The 12,159-nt window shown below is 42.1% G+C and carries 8 protein-coding genes and 3 pseudogenes; 4 read left to right on the top strand and 7 right to left on the bottom strand.

Annotation, left to right across the window (positions count from 1 at the left end; translation table 11 throughout):
- The 3 genes from ACT8YW_RS09150 (at position 1) to ACT8YW_RS09160 (ending at position 3,065) form a co-directional block, all read left to right on the top strand.
- The gene (locus ACT8YW_RS09150) at positions 1 to 777 is read left to right on the top strand and encodes a metallophosphoesterase (RefSeq protein WP_444104694.1); all 777 of its coding nucleotides are present in this window, start codon (positions 1 to 3) and stop codon (positions 775 to 777) included.
- 3 nt (positions 778 to 780) lie between these two features.
- Positions 781 to 2,121, top strand: a complete 1,341-nt coding sequence (locus ACT8YW_RS09155; protein WP_444104695.1) for a hypothetical protein — start codon at positions 781 to 783, stop codon at positions 2,119 to 2,121.
- A 113-nt stretch (positions 2,122 to 2,234) separates the two neighbouring features.
- A complete protein-coding gene (locus ACT8YW_RS09160; RefSeq protein WP_122379860.1) occupies positions 2,235 to 3,065 on the top strand; it encodes a hypothetical protein in 831 nt (276 codons plus the stop codon).
- A 463-nt stretch (positions 3,066 to 3,528) separates the two neighbouring features.
- Here ACT8YW_RS09160 and ACT8YW_RS09165 read toward each other — a convergent pair whose 3' ends face one another.
- The 5 genes and pseudogenes from ACT8YW_RS09165 to ACT8YW_RS09185 form a co-directional block, all read right to left on the bottom strand.
- A complete protein-coding gene (locus ACT8YW_RS09165) occupies positions 3,529 to 4,683 on the bottom strand; it encodes a Wadjet anti-phage system protein JetD domain-containing protein (protein ID WP_007855926.1) in 1,155 nt (384 codons plus the stop codon).
- A complete protein-coding gene (locus ACT8YW_RS09170) occupies positions 4,680 to 8,075 on the bottom strand; it encodes an ATP-binding protein (protein WP_444104696.1) in 3,396 nt (1,131 codons plus the stop codon). The genes ACT8YW_RS09165 and ACT8YW_RS09170 overlap by 4 nt, the downstream gene beginning before the upstream one ends.
- Positions 8,050 to 8,634: a DUF4194 domain-containing protein gene (locus ACT8YW_RS09175; RefSeq protein ID WP_007855929.1), complete on the bottom strand. Its 585-nt coding sequence runs from the start codon at positions 8,632 to 8,634 to the stop codon at positions 8,050 to 8,052. Before ACT8YW_RS09175 ends, ACT8YW_RS09170 begins: the two co-directional genes overlap by 26 nt.
- The gene (locus tag ACT8YW_RS09180) at positions 8,631 to 10,079 is read right to left on the bottom strand and encodes a DUF3375 domain-containing protein (protein ID WP_444104697.1); all 1,449 of its coding nucleotides are present in this window, start codon (positions 10,077 to 10,079) and stop codon (positions 8,631 to 8,633) included. The genes ACT8YW_RS09175 and ACT8YW_RS09180 overlap by 4 nt, the downstream gene beginning before the upstream one ends.
- Before the next feature lie 59 nt (positions 10,080 to 10,138).
- Positions 10,139 to 10,348 (bottom strand): annotated as a pseudogene (locus ACT8YW_RS09185) (helix-turn-helix domain-containing protein).
- A 506-nt stretch (positions 10,349 to 10,854) separates the two neighbouring features.
- On the opposite strand from ACT8YW_RS09185, the pseudogene ACT8YW_RS09190 reads away from it, so the two are divergent.
- A pseudogene (locus ACT8YW_RS09190) lies at positions 10,855 to 10,992 on the top strand (IS4 family transposase); the annotation flags it as partial.
- Between the two features lie 59 nt (positions 10,993 to 11,051).
- On the opposite strand, the gene ACT8YW_RS09195 reads toward ACT8YW_RS09190, so the two are convergent.
- Together ACT8YW_RS09195 and ACT8YW_RS09200 are read right to left on the bottom strand one after the other, a co-directional pair.
- Complete coding sequence (locus tag ACT8YW_RS09195; RefSeq protein ID WP_181996465.1) at positions 11,052 to 11,912, bottom strand: hypothetical protein; 861 nt, start codon at positions 11,910 to 11,912, stop codon at positions 11,052 to 11,054.
- A 10-nt stretch (positions 11,913 to 11,922) separates the two neighbouring features.
- Positions 11,923 to 12,159: pseudogene (locus ACT8YW_RS09200) on the bottom strand (RloB family protein); the annotation flags it as partial.

Here is a 12,159-nt window from a genome sequence, read left to right on the forward strand (position 1 = left end):
ATGAGAATACAATATATGAGCGATCCGCATTTTGAGTTCAGGGAGAACAGCAGGTACATAAAACAAAACAGATTTCCGGTAACGGGCGATATACTCGTATTGGCCGGAGATATTTTCTATCTGAAAGACAGAGTAGCTCCTTTGGTGAATTTCTGGGAATGGGCATCTAAAAACTATAGGCAGGTTCTTATTGTTCCCGGGAACCATGAATATTACAATTATTGCGATGTGATGGAACGGGGATTACAATGGCGATGGATGTTCAAAGAGAATGTCGGTTATTATCAAAATCAAGTATTGAGAATAGACGATACCGATTTCATAATGAGCACATTTTGGTCACATATCGAACCGGCAGACGAATATTTCGTTTGGAAAGGACTTAACGATTTCCGTCAGACCATGTATAAAGGGAAACTGCTCCAAACGGAAGCATATAATCAGATGCATGACTTCTGTTTAGGTCATATCAAAAAAAGTCTTGCCGAAAGTACGGCAGAACACATAGTGGTCGTGACTCACCACCTGCCTACTTTGCAGGTTGTTGCTCCTCAGCATAAAGGTTCCGTATTGAACAGCGCCTTTGCCAGTGAATACGGAGACCTGATCGGTAACAGCCGAATTAATGCTTGGATTTACGGACATTCGCATACCAATATCGACACAGAAATCGGGAGTACAAAAGTGATTTGCAACCAGATGGGATATGCATTTGAAAACGAGCATGTAATCAATGGATTTGATCCGGGGAAATTTTTAACGATTGAAAACGAATGAGATATGAAACAACATAAGAAGACAATCTTTACCATGCATCTTTTCATAGACTTGGCGAAAGAATGCGGATTGAATGCTGCGATATTCGAACAGCTCGGAAGCGGGCGCGATACAGAAATCGTGGTTGATAACGATACATTGAAGATGTTAGTTAAACTTCAGGAGCAATTTGCTCAACTGGAAGAGATGGGTGACGATGAATACAGAGGATTTTATATCGAATTGCCCCGCCCTACTCCGGAAGAATGGGGAGATTGCGAAGCGTCGATTGCAGACGGAGAATATGAGAGCAAGGAAGAATACCTCCGGGATTGGGAATTGTCAAATCCCAGGGAAATGGTATGGTATCATGTTAGCTCCGCCAGATATAAAGAAAATCGTACCATACAATTCTCGGACAGGAAACACTCGTATTTTACTATTGCGAATTATTCCCGATATGGAGACAGAATAGGTGATTGTTTTTATCCCGAATGCCAAAGGGATTTCTTTGTAAAGTTGGCCTTATATCTTCAGAAGCTAATCGATGCTATCATACAAGATCCGGAGGGGTTCAATGATTATGTGGCGAATCATCTTCCTTACCAGCAGCGAAACGGAAGAATTGCGAGAAAGGAGTTCAACAGAATCGAACCGAGATTTAAAATTGAAGTCAAAGACGAGGAGACTGCAATAAAAGCACTGGAGGATTCCGTCTGCAAGAATTTCTGGCGACTGTTAGATACAATGACGATATGTTCGTATTGCAAATACTATCGGATCGCTCATGAAGCCTATGACCGGTATTTTGAAAGGTTTGATACTACACGAAAGAAGCGGACCTTTCTGAATGGAGTACCATTGGAATTACAAAATGTCGCATATTACAACATGGTTAAATTCTGCGATTTGCAAGATGAATACGATCTCGACAGTGAAACGGATTTCAACAAATTCGCCTCAGACCATTATGGAGAACTGGGATTGTCGCGGCTGAATGTACTCGCATCGGATTTTGACAGCCCCGGATGGAGAATCATTGTTTCCAACAGCTACTCAGCGTATGCGGATGTCGCGATAGAAGTCGCCACTGCGCTTTACAAGGCTGGCGCTCCTTTGGAAATACACAACGCTGCCAAACTTTTACGAATACTCAAGGAGAAGGATCATGTGAAATTGATTCCGTACACATTTCACGACTACATGGGCCATCATGAAGAAGGAACCGTTTATCAACTTCCATGGGAATACGAATGTATGGATAGCGAGGAGAATGTTTTATCATTGAAACAATACCATGACATTATCTCTCTGGCAGAATGGGATGAAATAGAAAAAGTAAACATTGACAAAAACGGGATATAATCCCGTAATTATTAGCAACATATTTGGCAGACAATGATAGTCTGCCAAATATGTTATAATTAACTATATAATTAAAGACAAGAGGAATTAATTAAAAAGAAGCGTGTAAAAGGATGAAACTTGACTCAAATTTTATAGCATTCTGCAAGCAGAGCATCGCATTGGAACAACGAATGGCGAAACAGGCGGGAAAACGGTTGAATGAAGCAATGCGCAACAATATCCAAGATATTAATGTATTGGATCGGATTGCAGACCAGCTACTTGACACTATGTCAGGGCTATCAGGTGCGGGAGAACGAACTTATATGAAATATATTAAATACTTGGGAACGTTTAACCCTCAAGCTGCAAAAGAAACAAAAGATGCCTATGAAGATATCATGGGATATAAGATACATGTAGCATACGCAGCGGCACGATTGGCCAAAGAATTGCACAAAGGACAGGTAGATCAAGCAGGTAAAGATTACTTTGAAGAACATTTATCGACTGTCGGACGAAACGGTTTCGACTGGAAAGAAAAAACCGTGGGATTTCTGTTTAATGCAGCTGAAGATACAGGTCATACCGTAAAAGAGATCATTAGAAAACTGAAAGCGATACTGGATGACTGGGAGAAGAACAAGGAAAAACATGACTGGATTTATGAATTTGAAGGTATCGTAGGATCCTTTCCGAACGAAAAATACCACAAATTAACAAAGCAAGAATGGGACGAGATTGAAGAGGCTCTCGATCTAATGGACTTCCGCACAACTACCAATCGTGAAACATATATCGAGCGTTTCCGCGGACATCGTTTGGCCATCAAAGTCAAATTGAATGACCTTCAGTACAATATGGATATTACCCGCATTCTACACCCGACAGACAAAGACTTAGCGAAGATGGAAAGACATAAGAAAGAATATTATCTGTTATTAAAGATGCTGGCAGATTGAAGTTTTAAGACAATCAAAATTTAACTCGACTTAGTGGCATGAACCTACAAGAACAAAAGATGTAAGGTTTAACCGAGATGATGGAAATCATATATCTATCATGCCACATATGGTAAATCAAAAAAATGAGAAAAGATTGCTTCTAAACGACTCAGAAGACTTGTAAAAACGCAAGTTTGACATATTATGTACATCTATTTTGGAAGTAACTAAGCTTTTGAATGGTAAGCTGTAATAGTCAAGACTTGTTCAGAAAGATAGCCTTTCACTTCAACGTTTCGCTTACTGCAATCAATCTCGCCAAGGGCACTTGCAAAAGAATGAAAATCAAATATTCGATTTCTTCATGCAAGTCGGTAACACACAATGCCAATATGCTTGAACGGCGTGTTCGCCATTCAAGCAGACACGACATTAATTGACAAAATTTTCAAAGAACTACTTTTATTTACCGCAGAACTGCTTAGACTTGGCTAATTTTTAACGAACTATTGAATATATTTTCAATACATTTTTGCGGAATTTTCTCTTGCTCTAGACGTAGGTTGTGAGACTTGATATGATTATACAGTGTGGCTTCCGCAGGGGTAAGATGGAGAGGCTTTGATACATTGCTTGGAGTGCCTTTGTCGCCTTCAAAATAGGTGTCAAAGGTAGCGCGATCCATCAGAAGGCTTTGCGTCTGGGGAAAATAACTGCGGAACTGCGAGAGAATTTCGAAGCCCTGTACATCAATGTCGCCCCAATAGTATAGGGAAGCGTGCCGCATGAATGGAACAGACTTGAGGATGCCAACGGTGAATCCATGCCCCCAAATCAGCAGACTTCCTGCCAACTTGGGAAAAGTCAGGAAGTTGACTTTATTCTCCACCACAAACACCTTCTGCACAGGCAACGATAACGCACAGAACTGACTCTGAGGCATCGTCAGATCGTCTACACCAGAAAAGTATTCACTCGCAATCGATGCTTCCAACACACGAATGCGCACCCATGGCTCATCGTATCGCAATCCAAAGCGCTTTTCGAACTCCTTCTCATCCGAACAGACATGCTCTACAATGACAATATCCAGCAACTCACGAAGCACTCCCTTATTGCGCTCAATGAACTTGGTGTGCACCTCAATAGGCAATTCACGAATGTACAACTCAGGACAAGGATTCGCCACAAAATAGCGCAAAACTTTCAACAAATCAGGCCAAGAGGAAGCATTCTCGATCACCTTAAGTGGATAGCGTTCCACCCATGGACGAAGCTGCGGAAACTCATTAAACAACATCGCCACATCCTTGCGAAACTGTGACACTTCACCACCCTTCAGCAAGAAGCGCTCAACGTCCGATGCACTCCTGAACAACACACGCTCAGGCAGATCCTGTTCGCCCAATGCTTTCGTTTTCACTGTTTTCCACTCAATCGTGTAACCAAAGCCCTTCACCTCTTTCGATTGCGAACGGATGTCCGTTAGTTCGTGCTGATACTCATCCATCGATGCGCTCGCTTTCTTATCGCAAGGAATCACAATTGGTTCAAACTCAGAGCCAGCGACCACTGAACGCAAATAATCCACATACTTGCGTTCTGTCTTCTTACGTATTTCTGCTGCCGTTATCATACCTCCATACTCCTTTCACGTTCTGCCTTAAACTCACTGATAGGCATATTATAGAGTACAGAACGGTCGCCCTTGCGCTCCACATAATGCACATACGAAATATCGTTCTCCACGATGTGGATGTTGTCACTCGGAGTCACCACGAGCAACTGCAGGTGGAGTTGTTTGCAGAGCGAAATCAGATAGCGAGCCTTGTCCTCGTCCTGTGCGCGAAAAGCCTCATCTATGGCAATGAAGCGGAACGAAGAGTCGAGTCCGTTCTTAGTCAAGCCAAACTGATAAGCGATAGCTGACCCCAGGATGGTATATGTCAATTGCGCCTTCTCGCCACCTGACAGCTGTCCCATAGCCTCGTAGGTGTTACGCTTCTGATCATCGTCTTGATAAAACTCCTCCGCCTTATATGTGTACCATCCACGCACATCCATCACCAACTTTCGCCATGATTCGTCTTGTAAACGAGACATCAGTGGTTCGATATGCTGTTCAAAATGAATCCTGCTGCCATCGATTGTTGAATTCATCTCATGGATGTTCGGGATTGCACTGCTCAGAAGGTCTTGGAACTCCTTCAAATCCACGTTCAATCGTTTGGCTGCGACCAACTGGATATACGTTTTTGGAGCATCCTTGAAATCGATGCCCACAAGATACGAATTCAATTGGTCGATGGTCTTGGTGATAGACTGGCGCCAGTTCTGGAAGAACATATTGAATGCACTGACCTTGTTGATGATATTCTCCTGTAAATACTTGTTGAAGCGCGATTCAAACCCAGGCAGATCTTCGTCCAGCAATCGTTGGTAATAGGTCTGATATTCGCCCACAAACTCCACGGCTTCGGGCAAACGGTTCACGTCCGAACGCCAATCGCGATACTTCGCGGTAATTTCCTCAGTGGGATTCTTGAAGCGATAAATCAGGTTCTTCAAATCGCCACTCTTGCTACCCTTCGTCTCACGTTGTTTCCGCAAAGCGGAATTGATGTCACTCTGTAACGTGTCACGCATTTTGTCCAAACCCACCAATGCCACATTCAGTAAATCTGTGTGTTGCGACTCAAAAGCATCGGTATCAACAACGCCTATTTGAGCCAAAGCCAAAACACAATCATTGCTCTGTTTCTTGAGTATATTCTCACGATTTTCCAATAATGCTTTGTTACCGATAGCTTCATTAAACTTCTCCTCAAGTGCACCAAGTTCCTTTCTCACCCTCTCCAATTGCCCCTGCAACATCTTCACCTTATCATTGGTCTCCTCCAGTTGTCGCTTCTGTTCTTCCTTTTGCTGAATGACGAGTGCACACGACCACCAGTCGATATCATCAAACTTATCGTATTTATCAAACAGCTTCGAGTAGGTTTCTCGCTTCTCCTGAGCATTCTTTGTATCTGCCTCTATACGACGGACTTTGGTTGCCACCTCCTTTTCATTCTGCTGCAACTGGCGTACTTCCGCCTGTAGCATGGCAATCTTCTCCTTATTGTCCCAGCCCAACACATAGTGTTCCTTGCCTCGTGTCTCTGGTCGGTCGTCTTTCTCATGCTTACCACCTCTCGCCTTTATCAGTCCCTCTTTCGTTACTGCTTTCTCTTGCAGATAGTTGAAGTCCGCAAGCGAATCAACACAACTATAGTTGAACTCAGCAAATAACCTATCCTCAAGCCAATCCAAATACAAGCACTTTGGCTTGTATTCAACCTTACGGAGCAACGAATCCACCTTCAATGTCCTATCCTCAAACTCACGAAGAGGCTCTGTGCCCTCGTATCGCTGATACACGATGCGTCCTCGCAGATTATGACCATTCACATACTCATTCACCTGCTTGTAATACTTCTCTGGCACCACCAATCTCAATGCAAAATTGTGCAGAATACGCTCGATGGCATACTCCCAATCGCACTCAATATCCTTCACACGTATCAGTTCACCGATGAATGGAATCTCTTCGGCGGTTGCACCAACAGCCTCCAGTATCTCATCACGAATCTCAGCCACACGACCAGAGATATTGTTCTTATGCTGCTGCAGATAGCGTATAGTATCCACTCGCTCTGATATCGTGCAGTTGATTTCATCCTGACGGTTTTGTGCCTGACGCTTCTCTTCCATGAGTTGCCTGTCAATCTTTACCTGCAGAGCATCTTTCTCGTGTTTGGCGGTCGCACGATTAGCATCGAATACCTCTGCATCAGGACTTTGTGTCAGCTCCACCGTCTTTGCCAGCTTATCGTATTCTTCGGCTTTGGCCTTGCGGTTATCACGCATCTTCACCTTCTGATTGATTTCCTTCTCAATCTCACGTATCTGCTGACCCACCTCGTCCTTCTCAATAGCCACCGACAAGCGCGTCTGCTCTTGTTCCAGCTCACTCTTCTTCACCTTTAACGCCTTCAACTCATCTTCCAGTTTTCTCAAGTTGCTCTTGCAGCGCGCCAACTCCTCGTTGCACAAATCCACCGTTCGCGCAGCAAACCAATAGGCCACCACACTCTTCTCTTGCTCCAATTCAGCTATGCGCGTGTCTATCGCCATCAGTTCCTTTGCCAATGTATTGATAGGTTCCAGTTGGGCAATCTGCTCCTTCACCTTATCGATATTGGTTTTCGCCTCCATCAGATTTTGGAAGTTGTCCTTTAGTTCCTGGTACTTTTCCTCAGCCGGCATTTCCTCGAGCATATTCGTACGGATGAAACTGTCTAGATCGTCCAACACTTTCACGCCCACTATCTGATTGAAGAGTGTAAGCGCCTTGTCCGAACGCATTCCGAAGAGGGCTATCATCTTCTCGCCATACGCAACCGGGCCGTCAAAAAACTCTATCTTGCGTCTTGTGTCGTTCGTATTGTATTTCTTCGTCAGTCGCTTGCGCCAGTCGCCATGCAGGTCAAACTCCGAAAAGTCGCGCTTTATAGTCAGCGGTTCGCGAGCTATGCCAAACAACACCTTCAGTTCCTCGCCAGTGTAGTAGCGCACCTGAAACAGCGTCACCACACGTTTGTCCACATTGCAGAACGATGCAAGAAGTACCGAACGTGCCCCTTTGTCTCGCAATCTAAGCGTGGTAGTGCTCGCTGCACCCTCCTGCTGCTGATTGCCATAGTTGCCAAAGAAGTACGACTCCTCTGTACGGTTGCCCTTCTTCTCCACACCCGATGATTGGTTGTAGAATCGTTGGCGCTTCAGTGGCACTAGCAGCGTGAGCAGAGCATCTACCAGCGTACTCTTGCCCGATGCGTTGGCACCGGTCAGCAGCGAGTTATTGCCCTGCGTATTCATGCAGTACACCTTTTGGTCGAATGTACCCCAGTTCCACACTTCCAAATAGTCAAGCTTGAAGCCTGCCACTTCCGGACTGGTATTAAAGAGATTCATCTGCTGCATCATAGTCGTTCAGTTTGTTTTTGAATTCCAATAGATCGTCCAGTGTCACCTTCTCCTTGATGATGCGATGTATTTTATAGCGTTTCTCGCCCTCAGCATGCTTTGCTTCCACAAGGAAACCAAAGCTGACGATGCTGTCGATATAGCGGTCAAGGTCTTTCTCAAACTTGGCACGATTGAAGGTGGTGGGCAGGAACAGTTCCGCCTCTTCCTTTATTTCAGTGGCGGTTACATACTTGTACGAAGCCTGCGACTCTGTTGGATTGCTGTCGAAGTCTTCGAGTATCTGCCTCAACACGATGAGTATCACCGACACCTCAAAACCATACAACCTTCTCGACGTCATGTTCAACGTTTTGTCATCGTCCAATTTCAGTTGCTTGACAAAGGCAAAACCCTCATCCTTTTTCACGATGAGTTCCAGCCCCATCACGCTGATATAGTCCAGTATCTCGCTCTGGTAGTCGAGTACATCATTCCACACTACATCGTCTTTCTCTACGATGCCTTTCAGAAGTTTCACCACAGCCCTGCTGTATGGTTGTATATTTGTTGCGTTCATCGTGTTATTATGATTTCGGGAATTGATATCGTTTTGTTTTCTGCAAAAACAATATATTGCTGGCGCTCTTCGTTTACCACAGTCTTATATTCCTTCAGCACGCCAATGTATCCAAACACTTCCGACAGACCTTTCTCCACACCCTCGTTCCGTTCTATCACCTCTGCTAGTGTCGTCTGCTGCCTGTCGTACAGCACCTCGTTAATGCGGTCTCTCAGCACCTGACGATCGATGTGAAACGGATTGTAGAGTTTGCCTATTCGCTCCAAGTCGTCCAGACTCAGTTCAGCTATATCAGGCTTATCCTTATACACAGTCTCTTTTATAGGAGTCAGAGTCAGAGGGCGCTCGACTGGCAGATTGATATCGATAGTTTCATATTCAAGCGAAGCTTCTGGTTTCTCTTTCTGTTTGGTGGCTTCGATGAGCAGTTTCTTTATATCGTTAATCACCTGCTTTGTCACCTCTGCATTCATTTGTCCGTTCTGCCGAATGATGCGACTCAGTTTCTCGCTCATGCGATCGTTGGTTTTCGCCACCTTCTCGCCTGCGTCAAACAGATGCTTTTTCATTTCCCTAAGAAACATGTCATGCGCATCAATGCCTCTATTCTCCAGTGTTTCATAGAGTGCACCAGTCAACTCGTCCCATTCTTTCTGCAGATCGGCCGAGAGCAGGAATTCCCAGAATGCATAGAAACTCTTGCCTTGTTGCGATTGTTTCAGTTCGCCATACGCATCAAAGATGTAGTTCAGCAATACTTTCTTCTCCGCATTGTCTGTCTGGCGCTCGTATATCTCTTTGATAATCCCCTTGAAGTTGTCATCCACCTCCTTGAAATCGCTAAGCAGCTCCTTAGCCAGTTTATTCAAGCTATTGTATCGTGGTTCTATCTGGTAGTCCTCATACACCTCGACCTCTTCGCCCATCTCCAGTCGCTGAATCTGATGCTCTATCTCCATCTTTTTGGCTCGGAGCAGTTCCAGTCGCTTCTCGCGGTCCTCGTTCGAGTATTCCACCAATTCCTTCAGTTGGGCAAACAGCGTCTTGAACTTCGATTCCGTACCGATGTAATCCTCTTTTTTCAAGCTCACCACCCAATCCATCAGTTTGCTTGTGTGCGACGAAATCTCGTATATCACCTCTCCCTCTTCGTTCTGATAGTTGGTCAAGAATCCCTTGTCTGTCCAGTCTTTGATGAGTCGTTTTGCTTTCTGTTCGTTCGACTCCCCTAGTCTTGTCATTTCAAAATTATCCTCCACCAACGCATTTTCCTGCTCATCCAGTCGGTTCTCCAGTAGCATGTGCAAGCGTTCCTGCATTATAGCCGACTGTCCCTCAAACGCCTCAATGACAAAAGACAAGAAGAAATCCACACTTCTTGATTTTATGAGTCGTATGCTTGGTGACTCTCGTAATATTTGTGTTATTTCTTCTACTTGCATGAATGTTATTCGAAGTTATTTTGTTTGAAATCCATCAGTATATTTCTTATATGTTATTGTCACATCTTTGAAGGATAAACGAGCACCTCTTCTTCTCCTACTTCTAGCACCTTTGCTATCTGAAGTAGAGTCTCGAGGCTGGATTATGCTGCATTCGTGCACCATTTTAATGCTGTAGCAGGATTCTTTCCTAATTGTTCTACAAGCCACTTGTTTGTGCGCTTCTTCTCTGCCAACATTACTTTGATACGATTTATGTCCTTATCCATGACTATACATTATATATTATTTAGGGCAAAAATATTAAGTGACTATATACTATCTTACAGCAAAACCCTCTATACACGATTATACGATTTATAGAAGGTTTATATTTTCTATATCCTACTGCTTAACAAGGATCACACTTTAAGGCAATATATAGTTACCATATTTTATATATTTCTCAATTGTGTGGCAAAATTACAGAATATTAATGAAAAACGATAAGTTCAGTGATAAAAAGAAAAGATCATACGCTAAATTCTATGACTTTATTCTTCAGCCTTCTCTATTTACAAGCTTTATTTATTATGTGTTTAACAGCAAGCCTTCCTCAACTACCGGAAAATCTGTATAGACATATTTGATTAGGAGGAAACGCCAGTATTAGGAAAACTTCTTCATAAACCTTACCACTTCCGATATCGTAAAAAAGTCAAACTTACCGGTTCTTATCATATAGAATTGCAGAAATATAAATATAGCGTGCCTTATTTAGTATGTAGACTAGTAAAGTACATACAAAGTACTACAAATATTGAGCATCTCATTGACGGATAAAACTCAACAGAGAGACTCCTTTGATAAAACTAAATTTCAAAATGACAAAGAACGATTCGGACCAAATGGGCCAAGTTTATTTAAATTTTAATTTGGACCAATTTTAATGGAACACTAGTGATCCTAAAACTTAATATATATACTAAACCCTTATTTTTCTAATTTTAATTGAGCCTCTTTCTCTTTAATAAGCAATAAAGAAATATCAAATAAGACTTTTATAGTACTATTTAATTCAAGCGAAAAATCTTTAATCAAAGTGGTCATCTTATCAACATCATCATAGTATGAAATAATTTTTCTATCTAATCGTTCCAGTTCCATGTTAACATCCTTAATCTCTTGCAGAAATAACTTTCTCTTTTCTATATCTACCGCTTGTTTACCTAATTCCAATAAGATATTTTTTCGATGCATATTATTCTCTTTTATTTGAATATCATATCTGTTTTGATTAACACGTTCTATAAAAGAGAGTTCTTGATCCAATAAATCCGATAGTCCAATACGTGCTTTAATCCAGCATTCTTCATAAGTCTTTTCTAAATTTGTTTTCTGGCGTTGTACATCAACTTCAAACACATATCTATACTGCAAATCTGTTGCATAGATTCGACCTTTCATTTGACATATTTCTGATTTAGATAATGATATATTCTGATGGTCAAGACCAACTGTAATTCCCATAACATCTACTATATTAAGTAAAGCCAAATTATTTTTTAGACAGTTATTATACTCATCCAACTTTTTAATATTTTGTTGATGAATTAACAGTTTATCTTGTTGCATAATAGCTTTCTCACTATTTCTATTACTATAAATAATAGCAAGATAACCTACTACAACAGCAAAAATTCCACTACTATAACTTCCCCAAAAATTTAACCAAGAATCATTCGAAAGGTTTGTTTTAATAACATTACCATATGTCAACATCGTATTAATGATAAATGCGATAGCAATTCCACTAATTATGATTCCCAAAACAACATATAAATCTTTTTTCATCAATTCATATTTATTGCAACGATTCACTAACTTTCTTAATCGCCTTATAAATCTCGCTATAAGAATCTCTACCTTTATATTTTTCGGCCAATTCACATTCCTTTTACATTTTTGAGCCTCAAATCATTTCTTTAACCCATTTATCCTTCTCAAGGTATTTCCGAGTTTTATCAGATGTTGGCAGATATTGCTTTAATGCTCTTTCTGTTGCTGCTGAATCTTGGAAATGTCTAGAGGTATCTTGAAA

Source organism: Bacteroides sp., assembly GCF_052357945.1.
Classification (GTDB): domain Bacteria; phylum Bacteroidota; class Bacteroidia; order Bacteroidales; family Bacteroidaceae; genus Bacteroides.

Coding starts and splice junctions, on each gene's coding strand:
- ACT8YW_RS09150 (WP_444104694.1), top strand. CDS start 1: ATGAGAATACAATATATGAGCGATCCGCATTTTGAGTTCAGGGAGAAC.
- ACT8YW_RS09155 (WP_444104695.1), top strand. CDS start 781: ATGAAACAACATAAGAAGACAATCTTTACCATGCATCTTTTCATAGAC.
- ACT8YW_RS09160 (WP_122379860.1), top strand. CDS start 2,235: ATGAAACTTGACTCAAATTTTATAGCATTCTGCAAGCAGAGCATCGCA.
- ACT8YW_RS09165 (WP_007855926.1), bottom strand. CDS start 4,683: ATGATAACGGCAGCAGAAATACGTAAGAAGACAGAACGCAAGTATGTG.
- ACT8YW_RS09170 (WP_444104696.1), bottom strand. CDS start 8,075: ATGATGCAGCAGATGAATCTCTTTAATACCAGTCCGGAAGTGGCAGGC.
- ACT8YW_RS09175 (WP_007855929.1), bottom strand. CDS start 8,634: ATGAACGCAACAAATATACAACCATACAGCAGGGCTGTGGTGAAACTT.
- ACT8YW_RS09180 (WP_444104697.1), bottom strand. CDS start 10,079: ATGCAAGTAGAAGAAATAACACAAATATTACGAGAGTCACCAAGCATA.
- ACT8YW_RS09195 (WP_181996465.1), bottom strand. CDS start 11,912: ATGAAAAAAGATTTATATGTTGTTTTGGGAATCATAATTAGTGGAATT.